This is a genomic window from Streptomyces sp. NPDC091412, assembly GCF_044756885.1.
In the GTDB taxonomy this organism is placed as follows: domain Bacteria; phylum Actinomycetota; class Actinomycetes; order Streptomycetales; family Streptomycetaceae; genus Streptomyces.
In genome coordinates, this window is sequence record NZ_JBIVTV010000003.1 from 702,491 (window position 1) to 728,454 (window position 25,964).

A 25,964-nucleotide genomic window follows, 5' to 3' on the forward strand; every position below is an offset into this window, starting at 1 on the left:
CCGCTACCCACGGCCACGAGGGGGATCACCCATGAACGGCTCGCGCATCACCGCCGTCGGTCACTACCAGCCCGCCAAGGTGCTCACCAACGAGGACCTGGAGGGCATCGTGGCGACCAGCGACGATTGGATCAGGAGCCGGGTGGGCATCCGTACCCGGCACATCGCCGCGCCCGACGAGCCGGTCGACGAGCTCGCCGCGCACGCCGCCGCCAAGGCGCTCGCGGCGGCCGGCCTCGCGCCCGCCGACATCGACCTGGTGCTGGTCGCCACCTCCACGGCCACGGACCGCTCCCCGAACACCGCCGCCCGCGTCGCCGCGCGGCTCGGCGTGCCGCGGCCGGCCGCGATGGACGTCAACGTCGTGTGCGCGGGCTTCACCCACGCCCTGGCCACCGCCGACCACACCGTGCGCGCCGGTGCCGCGACCCGCGCCCTGGTCATCGGCGCCGACAAGATGACCGATGTGACCGACTGGACCGACCGCACGACCTGCGTGCTCGTCGGCGACGGGGCCGGGGCCGTCGTCGTCGAGGCCTGCCGGCCGGGCGAGGAGGCCGGGATCGGGCCGGTGCTGTGGGGCTCGGTGCCCGAGATGGGGCACGCGGTGCGGATCGAGGGCACGCCCCCGCGGTTCGCGCAGGAGGGGCAGAGCGTCTACCGGTGGGCCACCACGCAGCTGCCGCCACTGGCCCGGCAGGCCTGCGAGCGGGCCGGATTCGCGCCCGAGGAACTCGCCGCGGTCGTCCTGCACCAGGCCAACCTGCGCATCATCGAGCCGCTCGCCGCGAAGCTGGGGGCCGTCAACGCCGTCGTCGCCCGCGACGTCAGCGAGTCCGGCAACACCTCGGCCGCGAGCATCCCGCTGGCCCTGTCCAAGCTCGTCGAACGGGGCGAGGTGACCACCGGCGACCCGGTGCTGCTGTTCGGCTTCGGCGGCAATCTGTCCTACGCCGGGCAGGTCGTGCGCTGCCCGTGAACGGCGACCCCGTCCTCGCCCGGTGGGTGGGAGGGGTTCACGCGCGCGGGCCTCACGCGCGTGTGTGCGTCGCGCGTGGGGGTGACGCGCGCGACATCCGCCGACCGTGGCGACTGTGCATCGTAGACTGTAGACGAACGGCGATCGATGCTCCGCCCGAGTGTCAAGGACCCGGGTGTCCGCCCGCTGCGCGCGCCCGGCCGAGGAGGGGACCGCGATGGTGTCGACAGGACTGCCGCAGGGGGCGGTGCCCAGGCTCGAGCGCCCCGGCCCACTGCGTGAGCGCGTCTACGAAGCCCTGCTGGAGCTCATCACCACCCGCGCCCTCCAGCCGGGCCGGCACCTCGTCGAGAGCGAACTCGCCGGGCACCTCGGTGTCTCCCGGCAGCCGGTGCGCGAGGCGCTCCAGCGGCTGAACACCGAGGGGTGGGTCGATCTGCGGCCCGCCCAGGGCGCCTTCGTGCACGAGCCGACGGAGGAGGAGGCCGACCAGCTCCTCGGTGTGCGCATGCTCCTGGAGGCCGAGGCGGCCCGCCTCGCCGCCGCGAACGCGGACCGCGACGGCGTCACCGCCCTGGAGGAGCTGGTGGCGCAGGGGTTCGAGGCCGTCGCCGCCGACGACGTGGACACGGCCGTCGCCCTGAACGCCCGCTTCCACGCCAAGATCGTGGAGCTGGCCGGCAACGCGGTGCTCGCCGAGCTGGCCGCCCAGGTCGACCGCCGGGTGCGCTGGTACTACACGCCGGTGGCCCGGCAGCGCGGCCGCCAGTCCTGGGTCGAGCACCGCGAGCTCATCGAGGCGATCGCCGATCGCGACGAGCAGCGCGCGACCCGTCTGATGCGTGAGCACACGGAGCACACCCGCAGCTCGTACCACGGCCAGGCCAAGCCCTGACCCCACCCGTCGAGCCCTGATCCCACGGGCCGCGCCCTGCCCCGACGAGCCCCGCCCCGACCTCATGAGGGCCGGCCCGGGGTCCCGCTCGACGCCGCCAACTTTGTCCTGTCGGTGGGGAAAGTTGGCGGCAATCCATGCGCAACTTCTTCCCAGTTCTGGCAGTCGCTGCTACGTTCCTCTCTCAAGCAAGCGGCCAAGTGGCCGGAATCCCTTGCGCACAGGCCGAATTGAGGCGGGGAGGGGCATGTGAGACGTATGACGGCACGACCCGCCAACACACACCAGGCCCGGCTGCTGAAGCTGCTGCGCGACGGGGGACCCAGCTCCCGGGCACAGCTCGGCGACCGCGTCGAGCTGTCCCGGTCGAAGCTGGCCGTGGAGGTGGACCGGCTCCTGGAGACAGGACTGGTCGTCGCCGACGGACTCGCCGCCTCGCGCGGCGGCCGCCGTTCCCACAACGTCCGGCTCGCCCCCGAACTGCGGTTCCTGGGCGTCGACATCGGCGCGACCTCGGTCGACGTCGCGGTCACCAACGCCGAACTGGAAGTGCTCGGACACCTCAACCAGCCGCTGGACGTACGCGAGGGGCCCGTCGCGGTCTTCGAGCAAGTCCTCGCCATGGCGGCGAAGTTGCGGATGTCGGGGCTCGCGGAGGGCTACGACGGCGCCGGCATCGGCGTCCCCGGTCCCGTCCGCTTCCCCCAGGGCGTCCCCGTGGCACCCCCGATCATGCCGGGCTGGGACGGCTTCCCCGTACGGGAGGCGCTCAGCCAGGAACTCGGCTGCCCGGTCATGGTCGACAACGACGTGAACCTCATGGCGATGGGGGAGCAGCACGCGGGCGTCGCCCGCTCCGTGGGCGACTTCCTCTGCGTCAAGATCGGCACCGGCATCGGCTGCGGCATCGTCGTCGGCGGCGAGGTCCACCGCGGAACGACCGGCAGCGCGGGCGACATCGGGCACATCCAGGCCGTGCCCGACGGACGCCCCTGTGTCTGCGGCAACCGGGGCTGCCTGGAGGCCCACTTCAGCGGGGCGGCCCTGGCCCGTGACGCGCTGGAGGCGGCCCAGCAGGGCCTGTCGGCCGAACTGGCGGCCCGGCTGGAGACGAACGGCACCCTCAGCGCCGCCGACGTGGCCGCCGCGGCCGCCGCGGGCGACGCCACCTCGCTCGGCCTGATCCGGGAGGGCGGCACCCGCACCGGCCAGGTCATCGCCGGACTGGTCTCCTTCTTCAACCCCGGCCTGGTGGTGATCGGCGGTGGGGTCACCGGCCTCGGTCACACCCTGCTCGCCGCGATCCGCACCCAGGTCTACCGCCAGTCGCTGCCCCTGGCGACCGGCAACCTGCCCATCGTCCTGGGCGAGTTGGGGCCCGCCGCCGGAGTCATCGGCGCGGCCCGGCTCATCAGCGACCACCTGTTCTCGCCGGCCTGACCGGCGCGCACCACCCCGCACCACCGGCACGTCCCGCACCACCGGCACACAGCACGGCACCACCGGCACGTCCCGCACCACCAGAGCACGCACCTCGGCACCACCGACACGTCCCGCGGACAGCACGTCCGCGCACCATTACGTCCGCACACCACCAGCGCGTTCCGAGCACCGGCACGCATCACGTCGATCGGCGCGCCCGCACCCCGCGTACCCCAGCCCCGCACACCCCCGAGTACCCGCACCTCTCCGTACCCCGACACCCCAGCACACGCCGCGTACCGCGCACCGGCACCGGTACGCCCCGCGTACGTCAGCCCTGCCCTGAGACCGGCCGTATCCGCCGAGGGGAACCACCATGGCCCCAGAACCACCCCTGCTCAGCATGTCCGGCATCACCAAGTCGTTCCCCGGAGTCCGTGCCCTGGACGGAGTCGACCTGGAGGTCCTGGCCGGAGAGGTCCACTGCCTGCTCGGCCAGAACGGCGCCGGGAAGTCCACCCTCATCAAGGTCCTCGCCGGGGCCCACCAGCCCGACGACGGGAAGATCACCTGGCGGGGCGAGCCCATCACCCTGAAGTCCCCGATCGCGGCCATGAGCCTGGGCATCGCCACCATCTACCAGGAACTCGACCTGGTGGGACACCTGTCCGTGGCCGAGAACGTCTTCCTCGGCCACGAACCCGTCACCGCCGGCTTCGTCGTCCGCGGCCGCGAGGCCCGCTCCGCCACCGCCGGCCTCCTCAAGCGGCTCGGCCACCCCGAGATCGACCCGGCCCGGCTCGTCGGCGACCTTTCCGCGGCCCAGCAGCAGGTCGTCTCCATGGCCCGGGCGCTCTCCCACGACGTCCGGCTCATCGTGATGGACGAACCGTCCGCCGCCCTCGACCCGGACGAGGTCGACAACCTCTTCCGCATCGTCGGCGACCTCACCGCCGACGGTGTCGCCGTCGTCTACATCTCCCACCGCCTGGAGGAGATCCGCCGCATCGGCGACCGGGTCACCGTCCTCAAGGACGGCCGCGCCGTCGCCGGCGGCCTGCCCGCCGAATCCACCCCGACCCGCGAGATCGTCTCCCTGATGACGGGCCGCAACGTCGAGTACGTCTTCCCGCCGCGTCCCGCGTTCTCCACCGAGTACCCCGCGCCCGTCCTCACCGTCGAAGGTCTCGCACGTGACGGCGAGTTCGCCCCCCTCGACCTCGAACTGCGGCCCGGCGAGATCGTCGGTCTCGCCGGACTCGTCGGCTCCGGCCGCTCCGAGATCCTGGAGACCATCTACGGCGCCCGCAAGCCCAGCGCGGGCCGCGTCCTCGTCGACGGCACACCGCTGCGTCCCGGCAGCGTGCGCTCCGCCGTCCGCGCCGGACTCGGGCTCGCCCCCGAGGAACGCAAGGCCCAGGCCCTGCTGATGCTGGAGTCCGTCACCCGCAACGTCAGCGTCTCCACGCTGTCGCGCTTCGCCCGCGGCGGCTGGCTCGACCGGCGCGCCGAACGGAACGCGGCCCGGCAGGCCACCCGCGAACTCTCCCTGCGCCCCGACAACCCCGACGCCCCGGTGCGCACCCTCTCCGGCGGCAACCAGCAGAAGGCGGTCCTCGCCCGCTGGTTGCTGCGCGGCTGCCGCGTCCTGCTCCTCGACGAACCCACCCGCGGCGTCGACGTCGGCGCCCGCGCCGAGCTGTACGCGGTGGTGCGCCGACTCGCCGACGAGGGCCTGGCCGTCCTCCTGGTCTCCAGCGAGGTGCCCGAGGTGCTCGGCCTCGCCGACCGCGTCCTGGTGCTCCGCGAAGGGCGCGTCGTCCACACGGCACCCGCCCGGGAACTGGACGAACACCGCGTACTCGACCTGGTCATGGAAGGAAGCCCCGTGTCCACGCAGTCCGTAACCGAGGAAGGGAGCGCGACGTCATGACGCAGCCCGCCACCCCGGCCCAGCAGGGCGGACCCGACGCCGGGCCGCCCCCCACCGCCCGCGCGGACGCCCCGGCCGGCGGCGCCGGCCCGCTGCGCGTCCTGTGGGCGCGCGCCGACGTGCGCACCCTGTCGCTGCTCGGCGTGCTCGCCGTCCTCGTCCTCATCGGCGGCATCACCAAACCCGACCAGTTCCTGGACACCCGCAACCTGCAACTGGTGCTCACCCAGGCGTCCATCATCGGCGTCGTCACCGTCGGGATGACCTTCGTCATCATGAGCGGCGGCATCGACCTGTCCGTCGGCGCGATCGTCGGCCTCGCCTCCGTGTGGGCCACCACCGTCGCCACCCAGGAGTACGGCTTCGTGGGCGTGCTGTTCACGGCGGTGCTCGTCGGCGTCGGCTGCGGACTCGTCAACGGCGTCCTCATCGCGTACGGCGGCATGGTCCCGTTCATCGCCACCCTCGCCATGCTCGCCTCCGCGCGCGGACTCGCCCTGCAGATCACCGGTGGCAAGACCCAGATCGTCACCATCGACGGCATCCTGAGCCTCGGCGAACGCGACTCCTACGTCCTCGGCGTGCCGCCGCTGGTCCTCGTCTTCGCCGCCGTCACCGTCATCGGCTGGCTCGTGCTCAACCGCACCACGTTCGGGCGGCGCACCGTCGCCGTCGGCGGCAACGCGGAGGCGGCCCGCCTGGCGGGCATCGACGTCCGCCGCCAGCGCCTCTACCTCTACCTGCTGTCCGGACTGTGCTGCGGCATCGCGGCCTTCCTGCTGATCGTCCTGGCCGGCTCCGGCCAGAACACCAACGGCAACCTGTACGAACTCGACGCCATCGCCGCCGCGATCATCGGCGGGACCCTGCTGAGCGGCGGCCGGGGCACCATCGTCGGCTCCGTCCTCGGCGTCCTCATCTTCATCACGATCAGCAACATCTTCGCCCTGAACAACCTCCAGAGCGACGTCCAGCAGATCGCCAAGGGCGCCATCATCGTCGCCGCCGTCCTCGTGCAGCGGCGCACCGCCTCCACCACGTAGCCCAGTCGAACCGCCCGCTCCGTACGGCCCTCAACGGAAAGGCCATCGCCATGCCTCAGATACCGAGCCGCAGAGGTCTGCTCTTCGGCGGCGCCGCCGTCGGCGCCACCGCCTTCCTCGCCGCCTGCACCAGCAACGAGCCCAAGAACGACAAGCCCGCGGTGAACGACAAGCCCGCCGCCGACAACACCCCCGGCAAGGCCGTCACCATCGGCTTCGCCGGCCCGCAGGCCGACCACGGCTGGCTCAACGCGATCAACGAGAACGCCAAGAGCCGCGCCAAGACGTACTCCGACGTCACCCTGGAGATCACCGAGGGCTCCAACGACACCGCCGCGCAGATCGGGCAGATCGAGACCCTCATCAACAAGAAGGTCGACGTCCTGGTGATCCTGCCCGCCGACGGCAAGGCACTCACCCAGGTCGGTCTGAAGGCGATGCGCGCGGGCATCCCCGTCGTCAACCTCGACCGGGTCTTCAACTCCCCGCAGGCGTACCGCTGCTGGATCGGCGGCGACAACTACGGGATGGGCTTCAACGCCGGGCAGTACATCGGCGAGAAGCTCAAGGGCAAGTCGAACGCGAAGGTCGTCGAACTCGCCGGCCTCGACAACCTGGAGCTGACCAAGCAGCGCACCCAGGGCTTCGACGACGCGCTGAAGAACTACTCCAACATCACCAAGGTGGCCCGCCAGGCCGCCGAGTTCACCGTCGAGTCCGGCCAGTCGAAGATGGCCCAGCTCCTGCAGGCGCAGAAGCAGATCGACGCGCTGTGGAACCACGACGACGACCAGGGCGTCGGCGCGCTGCGCGCCATCGAGCAGGCCGGGCGCGACGAGTTCCTCATGGTCGGCGGCGCCGGCGCGCTCTCCGCGTTCGAAGAGATCAAGCAGGACAAGGGCGTTCTGAAGGCCACCGTGCTGTACCCGCCCACCATGGCCGCGTCCGCGATCGACCTGGCCCGGGCGCTGGGCCAGGGCAAGGGCGTGTCCGGCATGGCGGAGTTCGAGATCCCGGCGTCCATCACGTTGTACTCGGCCGTGGTCGACAAGACCAACATCGACCAGTACATGCCCACCGGCTTCAAGTGATGGGCGCTGCCAACCCCCCACATCGCAATCACGGCGTCGGGAACGCCGCTGCGAACGTTTACGAGAAGGAGTTATCGGTATGGGCCTGAAGGGACAGTCGGAGCAGGCCGAGAGCGAGCCCGCGGCCGGAAAGCCTCCGCTGCGTGTCGGCATGGTCGGCTACGCCTTCATGGGCGCCGCCCACTCCCAGGGATGGCGCACCGTGGGCCGCGTCTTCGACCTGCCGCACCGGCCCGTACTGGCCGTCGTCGCCGGACGTGACGGGGCGGCCGTGCGGGGCGCGGCCGCCCGGCTCGGCTGGGCCGACGCCGAGACCGACTGGCGCGCTCTGATCGCCCGCGACGACGTCGACATCGTCGACATCTGCACCCCGGGCGACAGCCACGCGGAGATCGCCGTGGCCGCCCTGGAGGCGGGCAAGCACGTGCTCTGCGAGAAGCCCCTCGCCAACTCGGTCGAGGAGGCACGGGAGATGACCGAGGCGGCCGAGCGGGCGCGGGCCCGCGGTCAGGTCGCCATGGTCGGCTTCAACTACCGGCGGCTGCCCGCGACCGCCCTGGCCCGCCGCATGGTCGCCGAGGGCCGCCTCGGCACCCTGCGGCACGTACGGGTCAGTTACCTCCAGGACTGGCTCGTCGACCCGGAGTTCCCGCTGACCTGGCGGCTGCGCAAGGACTCGGCGGGCTCCGGCGCCCTCGGCGACCTGGGCGCCCACATCGTCGACCTCGCCCAGTACCTCGCGGGCGAGCCGATCACCGGGGTGTCCGCGGTCACCGAGACCTTCGTCCGGGAGCGTCCGCTGCCGGCCGGGGCGGCGGCCGGGCTCAGCGGCATCGGCGGCAGCGGCCGGGGGGAGGTCACCGTCGACGACGCGGCCCTGTTCACCGCCCGGTTCGGCTCGGGCGCGCTCGCCTCCTTCGAGGCGACCCGGTTCGCCTCCGGCCGCAAGAACGCGCTGCGCATCGAACTCAACGGGGCCGACGGCTCGCTCGCGTTCGACCTGGAACGGCTCAACGAGCTCTCGTACCACGACCACACCGAACCCGGGGTCAGCGCCGGCTTCCGGCGGATCCTCGTCACCGAACCCGACCACCCCTACCTCGAGGCCTGGTGGCCGCCGGGCCACGGACTCGGCTACGAGCACAGCTTCGTCCACCAGGCCCGCGACCTGGTGCTCGCGATCGCCGCGGGCACCGCGCCCGAACCGTCCTTCGCCGACGGGCTCCAGGTCCAGCGGGTCCTGGCCGCCGTCGAGGAGAGCGCGGCGAAGAATTCCCTCTACACGCCCGTCCCGGTCTAGGGAGGCCCGGTCATGTCACGCTCGTTCACCCTGTTCACCGGCCAGTGGGCCGACCTCCCGCTGGAGGAGGTCTGCCGGCTGGCCCGCGACTTCGGCTACGACGGACTCGAACTGGCCTGCTGGGGAGACCACTTCGAAGTCGACAAGGCGCTGGCCGACCCGGCCTACCTCGACGGGCGGCGCGCGCTGCTCGACAAGTACGGCCTCAAGTGCTGGGCCATCTCCAACCACCTGGTCGGCCAGGGGGTCTGCGACCACCCGATCGACGAGCGCCACCGGGGCATCCTGCCGGCCCGGATCTGGGGCGACGGGGAGCCCGAGGGCGTACGGCAGCGGGCCGCCGCCGAGCTCAAGGACACGGCGCGGGCGGCGGCGGCGTTCGGCGTCGACACCGTCATCGGGTTCACCGGCTCCTCGATCTGGCACCTGGTCGCGATGTTCCCGCCGGTGCCGCCGGGCATGATCGAACGCGGCTACCAGGACTTCGCCGACCGGTGGAACCCGATCCTCGACGTGTTCGACGCCGAGGGCGTCCGCTTCGCGCACGAGGTGCACCCCGGCGAGATCGCGTACGACTACTGGACCACCCGGCAGGCCCTGGACGCGGTGGACAACCGGCCCGCGTTCGGGCTGAACTTCGACCCGAGCCACTTCGTCTGGCAGGACCTCGACCCCGTCGGCTTCCTGTACGACTTCCGGGACCGGATCTACCACGTGGACTGCAAGGAGGCCCGCAAGCGCCTCGACGGGCGCAACGGCCGCCTCGGCTCGCACCTGCCGTGGGGCGACCCCCGGCGCGGCTGGGACTTCGTCTCCGCCGGGCACGGTGACGTCCCGTGGGAGGACGTCTTCCGCATGCTCCGGTCCATCGACTACACCGGCCCCGTCTCGGTGGAGTGGGAGGACGCCGGCATGGACCGGCTCCAGGGCGCCCCCGAGGCGCTGCGGAGGCTCAGGGAGTTCGACTTCGACCCGCCGAGCGCGTCGTTCGACGCGGCTTTCGGCAGCGAGTAGCTCCGCCGGCCGGCGGAGCGGAGCGCCGTTTCGGGCTTTGTCCGTCGGCGGCTGCGGGTCCGTTGTGGCTGGTCGCGCAGTTCCCCGCGCCCCCTCGGGGGTGGCGCGGGGCGCCACCCGTCGGTTCGGCATGCCCGAAAACCGCTTTGTCCTGATGCTGGAAAAAGTTCAACTTCTCTGTTGTGCAAGGGCTATCCGACTCCGACAAAGCCAGCTACGGTCCCGGAGTTGTACAGGTCACGCACATCTCCGGGGTGACGGCGCACCCCGACACATCGCAACCGCCCCGTACGACCCCCACCCTCCCGGAGGGATCTTCGTGCACAGGAAACGTCCCAGATTCCACAAGGCACTCGCACTTCTTACCGGTTCACTCCTCGCGGGCAGCTCGCTCGCGCTCGCCGCGCCGCCGGCGAGCGCCGCCGACCCCGGCGCCGCCAAGCCGGCCGCCGCGGCCGCCGAGGACTTCCAGCAGGTCACCCTCGCCAAGGGCGCCCCCGAGGTCGGCGAGCCGATGTCGCTGGCCGTCCTCCCGGACCGCAGCGTGCTGCACACCTCCCGCGACGGCACCCTGCGCCTGACCGACGCGCAGGGCAGCACGTCCGTCGCGGGCAAGCTGGCCGTCTACGACCACGACGAGGAAGGGCTCCAGGGCATCGGGATCGACCCCGACTTCGCCGAGAACCGCTTCGTCTACCTCTACTACGCGCCGCCGCTGAACACCCCGCCCGGCGACGCCCCCGAGAACGGCACCGCCGCCGACTTCGCCCCCTTCGACGGCGTCAACCGGCTCTCCCGCTTCGTCCTGAAGCAGGACGGCACCCTCGACACGGCCAGCGAGAAGAACGTCCTCGAGGTCAAGACGTCCCGCGGCATGTGCTGCCACGTCGGCGGTGACATCGACTTCGACAAGGACGGCAACCTCTACCTGTCGACCGGCGACGACTCCAACCCGTTCGCCTCCGACGGCTACACCCCGATCGACGAGCGGTCGACCCGGAACCCGGCGTTCGACGCCCAGCGCACCTCGGGCAACACCAACGACCTGCGGGGCAAGATCCTGCGGATCAAGGTCAAGCCGGACGGCTCCTACGACATCCCCGAGGGCAACCTCTTCGCCCCGGGCACCTCGAAGACCCGTCCCGAGATCTACGCGATGGGATTCCGCAACCCGTTCCGGTTCAGCATCGACAAGCCCACCGGCGCCATCTACATCGGCGAGTACGGCCCGGACGCCGGCTCCGCCAACGCCAACCGCGGCCCCTCCGGCATGGTCGAGTTCAACCGCGTGACCAAGCCCGGCAACTACGGCTGGCCCTACTGCGTCGGCAAGAACGAGGCGTACATCAAGTACGACTTCGCCACCAAGCAGTCCGGCGCGGCCTTCGACTGCTCGGCGCCGAAGAACACCTCGCCGAACAACACCGGCCTGGTCGACCTCCCGCCGGCCCAGCCGGCCTGGATCGACTACGACGGCGGCTCCATTCCCGAGTTCGGCACCGGCTCCGAGTCCCCGATGGGCGGCCCGGTCTACCGCTACGACCCCGACCTGAACTCCGCCGCGAAGTTCCCCGAGGCCTACGACGGGGACTTCTTCGCCGGTGAGTTCGGCCGCCGGTGGATCAAGCGGATCGAGCAGGACGACGACGGCACCGTCAAGTCCATCAACCCCTTCCCCTGGTCCGGCACCCAGGTGATGGACATGGCCTTCGGCCCGGACGGCGCCCTCTACGTCCTGGACTACGGCCTGTCCTGGTTCGGCGGCGACGAGAACTCCGCGCTCTACCGCATCGAGAACGTCACCAACGGCCACGCGCCGACCGTGACCGCCACGTCGGACAAGACCTCCGGCAAGGCGCCCCTGAAGGTGTCCTTCTCCGCGACCGGCGAGGACGCCGACGGCGACGCGCTCACCTACAGCTGGGACTTCGGTGACGGCACCACCGGCACCGGCGCGAAGCCCCAGCACACCTACCGCGCCAACGGCACGTACACCGCCACCGTCACCGTGACGGACCCGAGCGGCTACACCGCCACCGCCAACGTCCACGTGGTCGTCGGCAACACCGCGCCCATCGTCACCTTCCAGAACCCGGCGGACGGCGCCCTGTTCGAGTTCGGTGACACCATCCCGTTCAAGGTGAAGGTCACCGACGCCGAGGACAAGAAGATCGACTGCTCCAAGGTCACCGTCCGCTACATCCTCGGCCACGACAGCCACGGTCACCCGATCACCTCGGCCAACGGCTGCGAGGGCACCCTCGCCGTGCCGGCCGACGGCGAGCACGACCCCAACGCCAACATCTTCGGGGTCCTCGACGCCGAGTACACCGACAACGGCGGTGGTGGCCAGGAAGCACTGACCACCCACGCCCGGATCGTGCTCCAGCCCCGCCACCGGCAGGCCGAGCACTTCAACGCCCAGAGCGGCATCCGCACCTACGACAAGACCGAGGCGCACGGCGGCAAGACCGTCGGCGACATCGACAACGGTGACTGGATCTCGTTCAAGCCGTACAACCTCGAAGGCGCCCAGACGCTCACCGCCCGGGTCTCCTCCGGTGGCGCCGGCGGGTACCTGGAGGTCCGCACCGGAGGGCCGAACGGCACCCTGCACGGCTCCGGGGTCGTCCCCGTGACCGGCGGCTGGGAGACCTTCCAGAACATCGACATCCCGCTCAGCAAGCTGCCGAAGAAGACCACCGAGCTGTACCTGGTCTTCAAGGGCGGTGACGGAGCGCTCTACGACGTCGACGACTTCATGATCTCGGACAAGAAGCCGGCGAAGAACGCCAAGCGGGTCCTCGTCTTCTCCAAGACGGCCGGCTTCCGCCACGACTCCATCGAGACCGGCGTCCAGGCCCTGAAGGACCTCGGCGGGCCGAGCGGCATCACCGTCGACTCCACCGAGGAGGCCAAGCAGTTCACCACCGCCAACCTCGCCCGCTACGACGCCGTCGTCTTCCTCTCCACCACCGGCACCGTCCTGAACGCCGACCAGAAGCAGGCGTTCGAGAAGTACATCGCCGGCGGCGGCGGTTACATGGGCATCCACGCGGCCGCCGACACCGAGTACGAGTGGCCGTTCTACGGCGGCCTGGTCGGCGCGTACTTCGACTCGCACCCGCAGATCCAGAAGGCCACCGTCCGGGTCCCCGAGCACGACCACCCGGCCACCAAGGGCCTCGACGACGCGTGGGACCGCACGGACGAGTGGTACAACTACCGCTCCAACCCGCGTGACCACGCCCGCGTCCTGGCCACCCTGGACGAGAGCACCTACCAGGGCGGCACGATGAACGGCGACCACCCGATCGCCTGGTGCCAGGCCTACCAGGGCGGGCGCTCCTTCTACACCGGCCTCGGCCACACGAAGGAGTCCTACGCCGAGGACGGCTTCCGCAGTCACCTGCTCGGTGGGCTGAAGTACGTCACCGGCCAGGAGAAGGCCGACTGCAAGCCGCGCACCGCCTGATCCAAGGAGAGCCGCCCGCCGAGGGTGCCTGAGACGGCGGCGGGCGGGAGACGCCGGACTCCCGCCCGCCGTCCCCAACCCAACCGGGCCGGCCCGGGCCCCCGACCGGGGGCGCGACGACCCCGGCCCACCCTCGCCGGCACCCCGCCCCCGGCCCAGGCCGAAACCCGACCTGGGGCGGGAAGGCGGAGCCGGCGGCGCCGGACCCCTGCTCCAACTCCGGTCTCGGATCCCGGTTCCGGTTCCGGATCCCGATTCCGGCCGCGAGTCCGCTCCGGGCTCCGGGTCCGGTCCGGGCCGCGAGTCCGCTCCGGGCTCCGGGGCCGGTCCGGGATCCGGTCCCGGCTCCGGCCCAGGGACCAGGTCCTGGATCCGGTCCCGGGCTTGGTTTCGGCTCAGGTCGGGACCTTGCCCGGCCGGAGACCCGGCGCAGGTACCCGCGGCGGTATCCCGCAGGCCGCCCGGCGCCCGACCACCCGTCCGGCTTCCGGTTCGCGTACGACAAGGAGGCTGCCCATGTCCGCCGAACCTTCCGCTTCCCCCTCCCGCACCGGCGTCTGGCTGATCGGCGCGAGAGGCTCCGTCGCCACCACCGCCATCACCGGATGCGCCGCCGTCGCCGCCGGACTGCATCCCGCCGCCGGCCTCGTCACCGAGACGGAGCCCTTCGCCGCGAGCGGCCTGCCCGCCCTGTCCTCCCTCGTCTTCGGCGGGCACGACACCGTGGACTGCCCGCTGCCCAAACGGGCCGAGAGCCTCGCCGCCGGCGGTGTCCTGCCGCACGGCCTGCCGTCCGCCGTCCACAGTGAACTCGCCACCGCCGACGGGGAGATCAGGCCAGGCGGTCCGCTGCCCGGAGACACCCGGAGCGAGGACGTTCTCATCGACGCCCTCGCCGATGACATCCGAGACTTCACCCGCAGCCACAACCTCGCCCGCACCGTCGTCGTCAACGTCGCCTCCACCGAACCGGCCCCCGAGGGCACCGCCCTGCCCGCCAGCTCGCTCTACGCGGCAGCGGCCCTGCGGGCAGGCTGCCCGTACGTCAACTTCACCCCGTCGACCGGGCTGCACCACCCCGCGCTCGCCGCCGAGGCCGAGACGGCCGCCCTGCCGTACGCGGGCCGCGACGGCAAGACCGGGCAGACCCTGCTGCGGTCCGTGCTCGGCCCGATGTTCACGCAGCGGGCGCTGCGAGTGCTGGCCTGGTCCGGAACGAACCTCCTCGGCGGCGGTGACGGCGCCGCCCTCGCCGACCCCGCCGCCGCCGCGGCGAAGAACTCCGGCAAGGAACGGGTCCTCGCCGACACCCTGGGCACGGTTCCCCAGGGAGAGGTGCACATCGACGACGTGCCCGCGCTCGGCGACTGGAAGACCGCCTGGGACCACATCGCCTTCGACGGCTTCCTCGGCTCCCGGATGACCCTCCAGACCACCTGGCAGGGCTGCGACTCGGCGCTCGCCGCGCCCCTGGTCCTCGACCTGGCCCGGCTGCTGGCCCGCGCCCACGAACGCGGACTGACCGGGCCGCGCCCCGAACTCGGCTTCTACTTCAAGGATCCCGACCCGGGCGCCCCCGCCGCGCTGGGGGAGCAGTACGCGGCGCTCCTGGACTTCGGCCGACGGCTGGGGGACCAGTGACGACCCGCCACGGTCTGGTGGCCGTCGCCCTGGCGGTGACCGTCGCCGCCGTCGTCGGAGCGCGCGGATCCGCGTCCCGCGGCCGCCCGCGCCGGGAGGAGGAGCACGCGTCACCACCGCCGCAGGCGGAGCAGGGGACGCGGTCGGACGCAAGACCCGCCGGATCCGCGGATCCGACCGGCCCGGCGGGGGAGAACCCCACGGCAACCCCCGCCGCGCCCGTGGCTTGCGCCGGACAGCCGGCGGGGGCCGGGCCGTCGGAGGGGGGTCCCCGGCCGGCGCGGGCGGATGGCGATCCCGTCGCCTCCACCGCCACGGACCCGGCCCTCGCGCCCACCTCCACCCCGCTCCCACCCCGCCGCCCAGCTCTCGGCACCCCCGCCGACTGGGTCGAACTGCTGCGGCTGCCCGCCCTGTTCACCGTCCCCGGCGACGCCCTCGCAGGGGCCGCGGTGGCCGGGCGGGCCCCCGGGACCCGTACCCTCCTGGCCATCGGCTCGTCCCTGTGCCTCTACCAGGCGGGCATGGCGCTCAACGACTGGGCGGACCGCGCCGAGGACGCCGTGGAGCGCCCGCACCGGCCGCTCCCGTCCGGGCGGATCGCCCCCGGCGCCGCGCTCGCCGCGGCCGGCGCGCTCACCGCCCTGGGCCTCGCGCTCGCCGCCCGCGCCGGGCGGCCCGCGCTCACCGTCGCCGTACCGCTCGCCGCCACGGTCTGGGCGTACGACCTCGGTCTGAAGCGGAACTGGGCGGGCCCGCCGGTGATGGCGGCGGCCCGGAGCCTCGACCTCGTGCTCGGCGCCGCCGCGAGCGGCGGCCGGGTTCGCGACGCCGTACCGTCCGCCGCCGCCCTCGGCGCCCACACCCTGGCCGTCACCGCCGTATCGCGCCGCGAGACCCAGGGCGGCTCCACCGCCGTCCCGCTCGCGGCCCTCGCGGTCACCTCCGGCGTCGCGTACGCACTGACCCCGCCCGCCGTGGCCCTCAGACTCCCGGCGGACCGAGGTGGAGCAGCCCCCCTCGGTCCGCCGGGCCTCACCCCCGCACCGGTCGGTGCGCTCCGTGCGGCCCTCGCGCTCGGCTACGCCGCCACCGTCGCCCGCCCCCTCGCCCACGCCGTCCTCAACTCCTCGCCCCCGCTCACCCAGAGGGCCGTCGGTGGCGGCATCCGCGCCATGATCCCGCTCCAGGCCGCGCTGTCCGCCCGCGCGGGCGCACCGCTCACCGCCCTGTGCACGGCCGCTCTGGCCCCCCTGGCCCGAAGGTTCGCGAGGAAGGTGAGCGTGACATGAGCCCCGACCCCGCCGCGGCCCCGCGCTTCGGCTACGGCACCAACGGCCTCGCGGACCTGCGCCTCGACGACGCCCTCGGCCTGCTCGCCGACCTCGGTTACGACGGCGTGGGACTGACCCTCGACCACATGCACCTCGACCCGCTCGCCCCCGACCTGGCCGCCCGCACCCGCCGGGTCGCGCACCGGCTGGACGCGCTGGGCCTCGGGGTGACGGTGGAGACGGGCGCCCGTTATGTGCTCGACCCGCGCCGCAAGCACGGCCCCTCCCTCCTGGACGCGGACCCGGCGGACCGCGCCCGCCGCGCCGACCTGCTGCTGCGGGCCGTGCGGGTGGCCGCCGACCTCGGCGCCCACGCCGTGCACTGCTTCAGCGGCATCACCCCGCCCGGCACCGACCGGGACACGGCGTGGAAGCGGCTCGCCGAGTCCCTGGGCCCCGTCCTGGAGGCCGCCACCGCCGCCGGCGTCCCCCTCGCCGTGGAGCCCGAACCCGGCCACCTCCTCGCCACCCTCGCCGACTTCCACCACCTGCGCCGCACCCTCGGCGACCCGGAGAACCTGGGCCTCACCCTCGACATCGGCCACTGTCAGTGCCTCGAACCCCTCCCTCCGGCCGAGTGCGTCCGCGCCGCCGCGCCCTGGCTGCGGCACGTCCAGATCGAGGACATGCGCCGCGGCGTGCACGAACACCTCCCGTTCGGGGACGGCGAGATCGACTTCCCGCCCGTCCTCGCGGCCCTGGCCGCCACCGGCTATCAGGGCCTGACCGTCGTGGAACTGCCCCGGCACTCCCACGCCGGCCCGCACCACGCCGAGCTCTCCCTGCCCTTCCTCCGCCGAGCGGCCGCCGACGCCGCGTCCACGGGCGAGCCCCCGGCTCCCGCGGCCTCCGCGCCTCCCGCCTCCGCGCCTCCAGCCCCCGAGCATCCGGTCACCCCAGAAGGGAGCACCCGATGACCCACCCGCACGGCACCGGCACCGCGGGCACCCCCGCGGCCGGCACCGACCCCGCTCCGACCTCGACGGACGAGCTGCGCGCCCGTACGGACACCGGCCTCACACCGGCCGCACGGGCCTGGCTCGACCAGGCGCTCGACGAGGCCGCCGCCCACCCCGGAACCCACGGGCCGATCTCCGTGTGGGAGCTGCGCCTGGCCGAGGCGGGCCGCCGCTGCGGCCCCGCCCACGCCGACGCCGCCCGCGTCCTCATCCTGCACGCGGCCCGCGCCGACCTCGACGCCCTCACCCGGGTCTACCGCCAGGGCACCGCCGACGAACGCCGCGCCGTCCTGCGCGCCCTGCCCCACCTCGTGGCCGGCCCCGACGCCCTTCCGCTCGTCGAGGACGCGCTGCGCACCAACGACACCCGGCTGCTCGCCGCCGCCGTGGGCCCGTACGCCGCCGGGCACCTGGCTGCTCACGCATGGCGGCACGCCGTGCTGAAGTGCCTGTTCACCGGCGTGCCCGTGGACAGCGTCGCGGACCTGGGCCGCCGCGCCCGCGGCGACACCGAACTCGCCCGCATGCTCGGCGACTACGCCGCCGAGCGCACCGCCGCGGGCCGCCAGGTCCCCGAGGACCTGCACCGCGTCCTGGCCCTGTCCGAGCCCGACACCGCGCCGCACGGCCCGGTCGACCCCCACGGCAAGGAGTCCTGATGCGCATCTTCGATCCCCACATCCACATGACGTCCAGGACCACCGACGACTACGAGGCCATGTACGCCGCAGGCGTCCGCGCCCTCGTGGAACCGGCCTTCTGGCTCGGCCAGCCCCGCACCTCGGCCGCCTCCTTCCTCGACTACTTCGACTCCCTGATCGGCTGGGAACCCTTCCGCGCCGCCCAGTACGGCATCGCCCACCACTGCACCATCGCCCTGAACCCCAAGGAGGCCAACGACCCGCGCTGCCTGCCCGTCCTCGACGAACTGCCCCGCTACCTCGTCAAGGACCAGGTCGTCGCCGTGGGCGAGATCGGCTACGACTCGATGACCCCCGAAGAGGACACGGCCCTCTCCGCCCAGTTGCAGCTCGCCGCCGACCACGGGCTGCCCGCCCTCGTCCACACCCCGCACCGCGACAAGCTCACCGGGCTGCGCCGCACCCTCGACGTCGTACGGGAGTCGGCGCTGGCCATGGACCGCGTCCTGGTCGACCACCTCAACGAGACCACCGTCAAGGAGGCCAAGGACAGCGGCTGCTGGCTCGGCTTCTCCGTCTACCCCGACACCAAGATGGACGAGGAGCGGATGGTCGCGATCCTGCGCGCCCACGGCCCCGAACGGGTCCTGGTCAACTCCGCCGCCGACTGGGGCAGAAGCGACCCCCTCAAGACCCGCAAGGTGGCCGACCTCATGCTCGCCGAGGGCTTCACCGAGGACGAGGTGGACCGCGTGCTGTGGCGCAACCCCGTCGAGTTCTACGGTCTCAGCGGCCGGCTGAGCCTCGACGTCGCCGCGACCGGCGCCACCCACGAGGGCAACAGCATCCTGCGCGGCGGGGAGTGATCGATGCGCTTCCGGCACCCCGACGGCTCCACCGTCCACCTCGCCTACTGCACCAACGTCCACCCCGCCGAGACCCTCGACGGCGTCGTGGCCCAACTGCGCGACCACTGCGAGCCCGTCCGCCGCCGCCTGGGCCGAGACCGCCTCGGCATTGGCCTGTGGCTCGCCCGGGACGCCGCCCGCACCCTCGACACCGACCCGTCAGCGCTGCGCGCCCTGCGCGCCGAACTCGACCGGCACGGCCTGGAGGTGGTCACCCTCAACGGCTTCCCCTACCAGGGCTTCGGCGCCGAAGAGGTCAAGTACCGCGTCTACAAGCCGGACTGGGCCGACGCCGAACGCCTCGACCACACCACCGCGCTCGCCCGCATCCTCGCCGGCCTCCTCCCGGACGACGTCGGCGAGGGCAGCGTCTCCACCCTGCCCCTGGCCTGGCGCACCGCGTACGACGACTCCCGCGCCGAGCGGGCCCGTACCGCCCTGCGCATCCTCGCCGAACGCCTCGACGCGCTGGAGGAGTTGACGGGCCGCTCCATCCGGGTGGGCCTGGAACCCGAACCCGGCTGTGTCGTCGAGACCACGCACGACGCCATCGCCCCGCTGACCGCGATCGCCCACGACCGCATCGGCATCTGCGTCGACACGTGCCACCTCGCCACCTCCTTCGAGGACCCGCACACCGCCCTGGACGCCCTCACCGAGGCCGGCGTCCCCATCGTCAAGTCCCAGCTGTCGGCCGCCCTGCACGCCGAGCACCCCCACCTGCCCGACGTCCGCGACGCCCTCGCCGCCTTCGACGAACCCCGCTTCCTGCACCAGACCCGTACCGTCACCGCCGCCGGCCTGCGCGGCACCGACGACCTCGGGGAAGCACTGGGCGGAGACGTCCTGCCCGACGCCGCGCCCTGGCGCTCCCACTTCCACGTCCCCCTGCACGCGGCCCCCGCCGAGCCCCTCACCTCCACCCTCCCGGTCCTCAAGGCCGCCCTGACCCGGCTCGTCGGCGGCCCGCGGCCGCTCACCCGCCACCTGGAGGTCGAGACCTACACCTGGCAGGCGCTCCCGTCCGAGCTGCGCCCCCGTGACCGCGGCCGGCTCGCCGACGGCATCGCCGCCGAACTCGCCCTCACCCGCGACCTGCTGACCGACCTCGGCCTGAAGGAACTGCCATGACCCGGCCCCAGGGACCGACACCCCTGCTCGTCCTGGACGTCGTCGGTCTCACCCCGCGCATCCTCGACCACATGCCCCGCCTCAAGGCCCTCGGCCAGTCGGGCTCCCGCGCCGCGCTCGGCACCGTCCTGCCCGCCGTCACCTGCGCCGCCCAGTCCACCTTCCTCACCGGCACCATGCCCTCCGAGCACGGAATCGTCGGCAACGGCTGGTACTTCCGCGAACTCGGCGACGTCCTGCTGTGGCGGCAGCACAACGGCCTCGTCACCGGCGACAAGCTGTGGGACGCCGCCCGCCGCGTCCACCCCGGCTACACGGTCGCCAACATCTGCTGGTGGTACGCCATGGGCGCCGACACCGACATCACCGTCACCCCGCGGCCCGTCTACTACGCCGACGGCCGCAAGGAACCCGACTGCTACACCCGCCCCCCGGCCCTGCACGACGAACTCACCGAGAAACTCGGCACGTTCCCCCTGTTCCACTTCTGGGGCCCCGGCGCCGACCTCGTCTCCAGCCAGTGGATCATCGACGCCACCCGCCACATCCAGCGCACCCGCCGACCCGACCTGACGCTCTGCTACCTGCCCCACCTCGACTACGACCTGCAACGCTACGGCCCCGACGACCCGCGCTCCCTGCAAGCGGCGGCCGACCTCGACGCCGCCATGGCCCCGCTCCTGGACGACGCGCGTGCGGAGGGCCGTACCGTCGTCGCGCTGTCCGAGTACGGCATCACCCGCGCCGACCGGCCCGTCGACATCAACCGCGCCCTGCGCCGGGCCGGCCTGCTCGAAGTGCACACCCAGGACGGCATGGAGTACCTCGACCCGATGGCCTCGCGCGCCTTCGCCGTCGCCGACCACCAGATCGCCCACGTCTACGTGCGCCGCCCCGAGGACATGGACGCGACCAGGGCCGCCCTCGACGGACTGCCCGGCATCGAGCGACTCCTCGACGACGAGGGCAAGAAGGCCCACCACCTCGACCACCCGCGCTCCGGCGAACTCGTCGCCGTCGCCGAACCGGACGCCTGGTTCACGTACTACTACTGGCTCGACGACGAGCGCGCGCCCGACTTCGCGCAGCTGGTCGAGATCCACCGCAAACCCGGTTACGACCCGGTCGAGCTCTTCATGGACCCGCACGACCCCTATGTGAAGGTCAAGGCGGCGACCGCGGTGGCCCGCAAGAAACTCGGGATGCGCTACCGCATGGCGGTCGTACCCCTCGACGCCTCACCCATCCGCGGCAGCCACGGCCGCCTGCCCGCGAGCGACGACGACGGTCCGCTCCTCCTGTGCTCCACCCCCCGCGCCGTCGGCGACCGCATCGCGGCCACCGACGTGAAGTCCCTCCTGCTCCACCTCGCCGGTCTCGGCCAAGCAGACCACAAGCCCGAAGAGAGGCACCCGTGAACGACATCCAAGCAACCGACCACGGCCCCGACGAACTGCTGCGCCGCAGCCTGGGCATCGGCCGCCGCGGCTTCCTCAGCACCTGCAGCGCCGTCGCGGCCGGGGCGATCGCCGCTCCCGTCCTCGGCGCGGCCCCCGTGCAGGCGGCCCCCGCCGAGTCCAACGGCAAGGCCAAGGGCCACCTGCTCGTCCCCGAGGACAAGCGCGGCATCATCCTCTACACGGTGCGCGACGCCACCGGCCGCGACCCGTTCTCCACCAGCCTGCCCTCCGGCTTCCGCGCCGTGTTCGAGCAACTGGCCCGATTCGGCTACCGGCAGGTCGAGTTCGCGGGCTACGGCCAGCACGCCAACGCCCCCGGCGGCGCCAACCTGGAGTCCGTCGAGGGCGCCCGGCTGCTGCGCGGCTGGCTGGACGAGTACGGGCTGCGGGCGCAGGGCAACCACGGCTTCATCCCGGGCTCGTGGCCGCTGACCACCGGGGACCTGGACACCTTCAAGAAGCACCTGGAGATCGCCAACATCCTCGGCATGCAGCACATGGGGACCGGCAACGACCCCACCGGCAGCAACTACAAGGCCGACTGGGACGTCGCCGCCGAGAAGTGGCACGTCCTCGGCGAGATCGCCCGCAGAGCCGGGATCAAGCTCTACACCCACAACCACGACGCGGCCTACGGCTTCCTGCTCGACGGCGGCCCGCTCGACGCCCAGGGCCGCCCGACCCGCAGCTCCGGCATCCGCAAGCTGGAGTACTTCCTGTCCATCACCGACCCCAAGCTGATCTGGCTGGAGATGGACATCTTCTGGGCGCACGTGGCCCAGTACAAGTTCCGCACCTACACCGACCACGACGGCGCCACCCGGCAGAACATCTTCGACCCGGCCGGCCTCGTCACCCGCCACGACAAGCGCTACCCGCTGTTCCACGCCAAGGACGGCGTCATCAACAACACCAACGGACAGGGCTACGACATGGTCCCGTTCGGCACCGGTGTCATCGACTACACCACCTTCTTCTCCCGGGTCGGCAGTCCGAACTACCACAACCCGATGGTCGAGCAGGACAACGCCCCGAGCTCCACCGACCCGGGCCAGTCGCTGGAGCACGCGCGGATCGGCTGCCGGAACATGGCCGCGCTGCGCCGCAAGTAACGCACACTCGCCGAGGGCCTCCCCGGAGATCCACGGGGAGGCCCTCGGCACGCGGTTCACACGCTCACGCCATGTCCTCGCCCAGGGGCCGGGGGTTGGCGGCGATACCGCGCCGGGGCTGCGGCCTGCCCGGAGCCTTCAGGAACAGCGCCAGCACCGCGGAGGCCAGCCCGATCGAACCCGCCAGGACGAACGCGCCCTTGTAGTCCCAGGCCGCGACGACGACCGCCCCGAGACCCGAACCGACGAGCCCGGAGATCAGCTTCGAGCTGTAGACGATGCCGTAGTTGGCGGCGTTGTGGTTCTCCCCGAAGTAGTCGGCCGTCATGGCCGCGAACAGCGGGAAGATCGCTCCGCCGCCGAACCCGGACACCATGGAGCAGAACAGGAAGAACGGCATGCTGCCCATCTGCCCGGACACCAGCACACCGAACTGCGCCGTGCCGAGCACCAGACACACGATGATCAGGGTGCTGCGCCGCCCGCACTGGTCGGAGATCCAGCCGATGACACCGCGCCCGGTGCCGTTGACGATCGCCTTCAGGGACATCGCGGTCGCCACGATCCCGCCCGCGAACCCCATGTCCTTGCCGAACGGCACCTGGAAGGCGATGCCGAAGATGTTGATGCCGGCAGTGCACAGCAGACAGAACCACATCATCCACATGACGGGTGTACGGGCGGCCTCGCCCGGGGTGTACTGCTTGACCGCCGGCGGGTTCTTCGCCAGCGCCCGGCGGATCTTGGGGTCGTCGGTCTGCTTCAGCGGGTCGACGTGAGCGGGCCACCAGTTCTTCGGGGGGTCCCGGAAGAACCAGCCGGCCGTCGCCACCATGAGGCACAGTCCGGCACCGACGCAGGCGAGCACCGTCCGGTAGTTGCTCAGGTCCATGAACGAGGTGAACAGGAACACGAACGGCACGGAGCCGTAGGCGAATCCGCCGTTGACGAAGCCCGTCTTGCCGCCCTTGCGCTCCGGGTACCACTTGCCGACCATGTTCACGCAGGTCGCGTACACCAGACCGGCGCCGATGCCGCTGCACATGCCGAAGCCGAAGTACGCCACGATCACGTGCGGCGCGTACGCCAGCGACAGATAGCCCAGCAGTGTGCCGACCGCGCCGAGCAGCATGGCTGAACGGGCGGGGAGCCTGCCGCTCTCCCGCAGTTGTCCGGCCGGGAAGGCCACGGCCGCCTGGAAGAACACCCAGACGCCCATCAGCCAGAAGATGTGCCCACTGCTCCACAGATGGGCCTTGTGGAGCGTCTCCTCCGCCGAGGTGAACGCGTATTCGGCGGAGCTGATGCCCATCATGCCCACCCAGGGGAGGATGACCATCCACCTGCGGCGACGCCCCATGATGTCGATGTCGGTCTCACCGATGCGGTAGACCCGCCCCCGGGAGTCGGTCACTTCGCGATACGAGCCGTGCGCCGTGCGGGTGTCGCCCGGCGTACTTCTGGTCGATAGGGGATCCGCGGTCATGTCTGGCCATCTCCTCGCCGTGTCGGTGGGGATCGGGGACGATGCGCCGGGCGTTCGATCGGCCCGGAGTCTTGCGGAACAGCGCCGGTACGGCGCGGGGCGGGTCCGGTGCAGCCTGTGCGGTCGCGCGTACGGTCCAGGGACGGCCCGCGCCCACCACCGGCCGTTCCCGGACTCGATCTGCTCGCCGACCCGCTCATTGCATACAGTCGACGAATACTGTATGAAGTTTCTTATCCCGCATCCCGTCAAAGATGTCCAGGGGTTGCGCAGCACTTCTCAGCCAGGAGCCGTCCCGCAGGGGAGCCGGAATGGACCTCTACGAACACCAGGCAAGACAACTCTTCGAGGAGTACGGCATCGTGGTGCCACGAGCCGAGGTCACCGACTCCTCCAAGAAGGCCCGTGAGATCGCCCGCAGGCTCGGCGGCCGGGTCGTCGTCAAGGCCCAGGTGAAGACGGGCGGGCGGGGCAGGGCGGGCGGAGTGAAACTCGCCGCCGACCCCGCGGCCACCGAACTGACGGCTCGCCAGATCCTCGGCATGGACATCAAGGGTCACCGGGTGCGCACGGTGATGTTGGCCGAACCGGTCGACACCGCCGAGGAGTTCCGCGTCTCCTACGCCCTCGACCGTTCGACGGGCGGCTTCCTCGCCATCGCCTCGGCCCGGGGCGGCACGGAGCCCGAGGAGGCGGGCGCGAGCCGTCCCGAGGCGGTGGCGCGCGTCCCCGTCGACCCGGCCGAGGGCGTCACCTCGTCGAAGGCGGCCGGGATCGCCGCGGCGGCGGGCCTGCCTCCGCAGGCCGTGGACACCCTGGTCCGGCTCTGGCGGGTCCTGGTCCGCGAGGACGCCCTGCTGGTGGAGGTCGATCCACTGGTACGCACGAGGCAGGGCCGGATCGTCGCCCTCGACGGCAGGATCACCCTCGACCGCAACGCCCGGTTCCGCCAGGCCCGCTGGGGGGTGGAGCACACCGAGCACGACGACCCGCTGGAGGCGGCGGCCGCGGCCCGCGGCCTCACCTGCGTCAAGCTGGACGGCGAGGTCGGAGTCATCGGCAACGGCGCCGGCCTGGTCATGTCCACACTGGACATGGTCGCCGACCGTGGCGCCCGCCCCGCCAACTTCCTGGACATCGGAGGCGGGGCCTCCGCGCGGCGCATGGCCGACGGGCTGTCCGTCGTCCTCTCCGACCCGTCCGTGCGGTCGGTCCTCGTCAACGTCTTCGGCGGGATCACCGCGTGCGACACCGTCGCCGAGGGCATCGTCCAGGCCCTGGACACCGTCCGGCTCACCCGACCGCTGGTCGTACGCCTCGACGGCAACAACGCGGCCCGCGGCCGCACGATCCTCGACGAGCGCGCCCACCCCCTGCTCGAACAGGCCGCCACCATGGAGACGGCCGCGAGCCGCGCCGCGGAACTGGCCCGAGGAGCATGATCCCGTCGCGCCCCCGGGGCCCCTCCCGGGGGCGGATACGCAGGTGAAACGCACCCCGAAACCTTGGTATTGTTGTCCATGTCGCCGCGGGGAACACCCCCGGTCAGGCGGCAGACACCTGGTCCGGGTGGCGGAATGGCAGACGCGCTAGCTTGAGGTGCTAGTGCCCTTTATCGGGCGTGGGGGTTCAAGTCCCCCCTCGGACACTCGCAACTCGCAACTCGCACTCGCTATAGCGATACGGAATCGAGGGCCTCGACCTAACGGTCGCGGTCCTCGTGGCGTTTTCGTAGCTGATTGTGATGCCGAGGGCTTCGTAGAGTGAGGCGTTCGTGCTCGGATCGGCGCTCTGGAGGCGCTGTGCGACCTCGTGGAGGTTCTTCGCGAGCTTGAGGATCTCCTTTTTGGCGAGTGGCTCCTCCTCCGGCGCGCTGCTCGGCTGCGCCTCGGTTTCCTTGAGCTTTGCCAAGGCGGTTCATTTGCCGTTCTGGGCTTCGTTGATCCACTGGGTGACGATGGCGGGGCCGGCCCCGGCGGTGAGGGCGGCCCCGTGGCGGGCGAGGCAGGTCTGTTCTGCGACCACCAGTGCGGTGCGGACGCAAACTCAGACGACAGAGGCTCTGAACGGATCGGTCGGAATGTCCCGCCCCGAGAGTCCGCGGTCCGACGCGAACCGCGGACTCTCGGGGCGACGTGCT

20 protein-coding genes and 1 tRNA gene are annotated in these 25,964 nt (G+C 72.1%); 19 read left to right on the forward strand and 2 right to left on the reverse strand.

What is annotated here, in order from left to right; genetic code table 11:
* Nucleotides 1-31 precede the first annotated feature (31 nt).
* The 17 genes from ACIQMV_RS11170 (at nt 32) to ACIQMV_RS11250 (ending at nt 22,338) form a co-directional block, all read left to right on the forward strand.
* Nucleotides 32-979 carry a beta-ketoacyl-ACP synthase III gene (locus ACIQMV_RS11170; RefSeq protein WP_402592418.1) on the forward strand — a complete coding sequence of 316 codons (948 nt, stop codon included), beginning with the start codon at nt 32-34 and terminating at the stop codon, nt 977-979.
* A 217-nt stretch (nt 980-1,196) separates the two neighbouring features.
* Entirely contained in the window at nt 1,197-1,874 is a 678-nt protein-coding gene (locus ACIQMV_RS11175) for a GntR family transcriptional regulator (protein WP_402592419.1), read from the forward strand.
* A gap of 258 nt (nt 1,875-2,132) precedes the next feature.
* Nucleotides 2,133-3,314 (forward strand): ROK family protein, encoded by a 1,182-nt coding sequence (locus ACIQMV_RS11180; RefSeq protein ID WP_401770673.1) that lies wholly within the window; start codon nt 2,133-2,135, stop codon nt 3,312-3,314.
* Nucleotides 3,315-3,672: 358 nt separating this feature from the next.
* On the forward strand, nt 3,673-5,229 hold the full coding sequence (locus tag ACIQMV_RS11185) for a sugar ABC transporter ATP-binding protein (protein WP_402592420.1): 1,557 nt from the start codon (nt 3,673-3,675) through the stop codon (nt 5,227-5,229).
* Nucleotides 5,226-6,272 carry an ABC transporter permease gene (locus ACIQMV_RS11190; RefSeq protein ID WP_141356659.1) on the forward strand — a complete coding sequence of 349 codons (1,047 nt, stop codon included), beginning with the start codon at nt 5,226-5,228 and terminating at the stop codon, nt 6,270-6,272. Before ACIQMV_RS11185 ends, ACIQMV_RS11190 begins: the two co-directional genes overlap by 4 nt.
* A gap of 50 nt (nt 6,273-6,322) precedes the next feature.
* Nucleotides 6,323-7,363 carry a substrate-binding domain-containing protein gene (locus ACIQMV_RS11195; RefSeq protein WP_402592421.1) on the forward strand — a complete coding sequence of 347 codons (1,041 nt, stop codon included), beginning with the start codon at nt 6,323-6,325 and terminating at the stop codon, nt 7,361-7,363.
* Between the two features lie 79 nt (nt 7,364-7,442).
* Nucleotides 7,443-8,663 (forward strand): Gfo/Idh/MocA family protein, encoded by a 1,221-nt coding sequence (locus ACIQMV_RS11200; protein WP_401770666.1) that lies wholly within the window; start codon nt 7,443-7,445, stop codon nt 8,661-8,663.
* Nucleotides 8,664-8,675: 12 nt separating this feature from the next.
* A complete protein-coding gene (locus tag ACIQMV_RS11205; protein ID WP_402592422.1) occupies nt 8,676-9,677 on the forward strand; it encodes a sugar phosphate isomerase/epimerase family protein in 1,002 nt (333 codons plus the stop codon).
* Between the two features lie 319 nt (nt 9,678-9,996).
* Nucleotides 9,997-13,152, forward strand: coding sequence for a ThuA domain-containing protein (locus tag ACIQMV_RS11210; RefSeq protein WP_402592423.1), 3,156 nt, complete (start codon nt 9,997-9,999; stop codon nt 13,150-13,152).
* A gap of 516 nt (nt 13,153-13,668) precedes the next feature.
* Nucleotides 13,669-14,793 (forward strand): inositol-3-phosphate synthase, encoded by a 1,125-nt coding sequence (locus tag ACIQMV_RS11215; protein WP_402592424.1) that lies wholly within the window; start codon nt 13,669-13,671, stop codon nt 14,791-14,793.
* A 395-nt stretch (nt 14,794-15,188) separates the two neighbouring features.
* On the forward strand, nt 15,189-16,085 hold the full coding sequence (locus ACIQMV_RS11220; protein WP_402592471.1) for an SCO3242 family prenyltransferase: 897 nt from the start codon (nt 15,189-15,191) through the stop codon (nt 16,083-16,085).
* Nucleotides 16,082-17,044, forward strand: a complete 963-nt coding sequence (locus ACIQMV_RS11225; protein WP_402592425.1) for a sugar phosphate isomerase/epimerase family protein — start codon at nt 16,082-16,084, stop codon at nt 17,042-17,044. Before ACIQMV_RS11220 ends, ACIQMV_RS11225 begins: the two co-directional genes overlap by 4 nt.
* Nucleotides 17,041-17,745: an EboA domain-containing protein gene (locus tag ACIQMV_RS11230; RefSeq protein ID WP_402592426.1), complete on the forward strand. Its 705-nt coding sequence runs from the start codon at nt 17,041-17,043 to the stop codon at nt 17,743-17,745. The genes ACIQMV_RS11225 and ACIQMV_RS11230 overlap by 4 nt, the downstream gene beginning before the upstream one ends.
* A complete protein-coding gene (locus ACIQMV_RS11235; protein WP_402592427.1) occupies nt 17,745-18,593 on the forward strand; it encodes a TatD family hydrolase in 849 nt (282 codons plus the stop codon). The genes ACIQMV_RS11230 and ACIQMV_RS11235 overlap by 1 nt, the downstream gene beginning before the upstream one ends.
* A 3-nt stretch (nt 18,594-18,596) precedes the next feature.
* Complete coding sequence (eboE, locus tag ACIQMV_RS11240) at nt 18,597-19,766, forward strand: metabolite traffic protein EboE (RefSeq protein ID WP_402592428.1); 1,170 nt, start codon at nt 18,597-18,599, stop codon at nt 19,764-19,766.
* On the forward strand, nt 19,763-21,184 hold the full coding sequence (locus tag ACIQMV_RS11245; protein ID WP_402592429.1) for a nucleotide pyrophosphatase/phosphodiesterase family protein: 1,422 nt from the start codon (nt 19,763-19,765) through the stop codon (nt 21,182-21,184). The genes eboE and ACIQMV_RS11245 overlap by 4 nt, the downstream gene beginning before the upstream one ends.
* Entirely contained in the window at nt 21,181-22,338 is a 1,158-nt protein-coding gene (locus ACIQMV_RS11250; RefSeq protein WP_402592430.1) for a sugar phosphate isomerase/epimerase family protein, read from the forward strand. Before ACIQMV_RS11245 ends, ACIQMV_RS11250 begins: the two co-directional genes overlap by 4 nt.
* A gap of 64 nt (nt 22,339-22,402) precedes the next feature.
* Here the strand turns inward: ACIQMV_RS11250 and ACIQMV_RS11255 are convergent, their stop codons facing one another.
* Nucleotides 22,403-23,824, reverse strand: a complete 1,422-nt coding sequence (locus ACIQMV_RS11255; RefSeq protein ID WP_402592431.1) for an OFA family MFS transporter — start codon at nt 23,822-23,824, stop codon at nt 22,403-22,405.
* Between the two features lie 311 nt (nt 23,825-24,135).
* On the opposite strand from ACIQMV_RS11255, the gene sucC reads away from it, so the two are divergent.
* Nucleotides 24,136-25,266, forward strand: coding sequence for an ADP-forming succinate--CoA ligase subunit beta (gene sucC / locus ACIQMV_RS11260; RefSeq protein WP_402592432.1), 1,131 nt, complete (start codon nt 24,136-24,138; stop codon nt 25,264-25,266).
* Nucleotides 25,267-25,387: 121 nt separating this feature from the next.
* Nucleotides 25,388-25,472 (forward strand) — tRNA-Leu (locus ACIQMV_RS11265).
* Here ACIQMV_RS11265 and ACIQMV_RS11270 read toward each other — a convergent pair.
* The gene (locus ACIQMV_RS11270) at nt 25,454-25,735 is read right to left on the reverse strand and encodes a hypothetical protein (protein ID WP_402592433.1); all 282 of its coding nucleotides are present in this window, start codon (nt 25,733-25,735) and stop codon (nt 25,454-25,456) included. The two genes, ACIQMV_RS11265 and ACIQMV_RS11270, sit on opposite strands and share 19 nt — an antisense overlap.
* Nucleotides 25,736-25,964: the final 229 nt, after the last annotated feature.

Coding starts and splice junctions, on each gene's coding strand:
- ACIQMV_RS11170 (WP_402592418.1), top strand. CDS start 32: ATGAACGGCTCGCGCATCACCGCCGTCGGTCACTACCAGCCCGCCAAG.
- ACIQMV_RS11175 (WP_402592419.1), top strand. CDS start 1,197: ATGGTGTCGACAGGACTGCCGCAGGGGGCGGTGCCCAGGCTCGAGCGC.
- ACIQMV_RS11180 (WP_401770673.1), top strand. CDS start 2,133: ATGACGGCACGACCCGCCAACACACACCAGGCCCGGCTGCTGAAGCTG.
- ACIQMV_RS11185 (WP_402592420.1), top strand. CDS start 3,673: ATGGCCCCAGAACCACCCCTGCTCAGCATGTCCGGCATCACCAAGTCG.
- ACIQMV_RS11190 (WP_141356659.1), top strand. CDS start 5,226: ATGACGCAGCCCGCCACCCCGGCCCAGCAGGGCGGACCCGACGCCGGG.
- ACIQMV_RS11195 (WP_402592421.1), top strand. CDS start 6,323: ATGCCTCAGATACCGAGCCGCAGAGGTCTGCTCTTCGGCGGCGCCGCC.
- ACIQMV_RS11200 (WP_401770666.1), top strand. CDS start 7,443: ATGGGCCTGAAGGGACAGTCGGAGCAGGCCGAGAGCGAGCCCGCGGCC.
- ACIQMV_RS11205 (WP_402592422.1), top strand. CDS start 8,676: ATGTCACGCTCGTTCACCCTGTTCACCGGCCAGTGGGCCGACCTCCCG.
- ACIQMV_RS11215 (WP_402592424.1), top strand. CDS start 13,669: ATGTCCGCCGAACCTTCCGCTTCCCCCTCCCGCACCGGCGTCTGGCTG.
- ACIQMV_RS11225 (WP_402592425.1), top strand. CDS start 16,082: ATGAGCCCCGACCCCGCCGCGGCCCCGCGCTTCGGCTACGGCACCAAC.
- ACIQMV_RS11230 (WP_402592426.1), top strand. CDS start 17,041: ATGACCCACCCGCACGGCACCGGCACCGCGGGCACCCCCGCGGCCGGC.
- ACIQMV_RS11235 (WP_402592427.1), top strand. CDS start 17,745: ATGCGCATCTTCGATCCCCACATCCACATGACGTCCAGGACCACCGAC.
- eboE (WP_402592428.1), top strand. CDS start 18,597: ATGCGCTTCCGGCACCCCGACGGCTCCACCGTCCACCTCGCCTACTGC.
- ACIQMV_RS11245 (WP_402592429.1), top strand. CDS start 19,763: ATGACCCGGCCCCAGGGACCGACACCCCTGCTCGTCCTGGACGTCGTC.
- ACIQMV_RS11255 (WP_402592431.1), bottom strand. CDS start 23,824: ATGACCGCGGATCCCCTATCGACCAGAAGTACGCCGGGCGACACCCGC.
- sucC (WP_402592432.1), top strand. CDS start 24,136: ATGGACCTCTACGAACACCAGGCAAGACAACTCTTCGAGGAGTACGGC.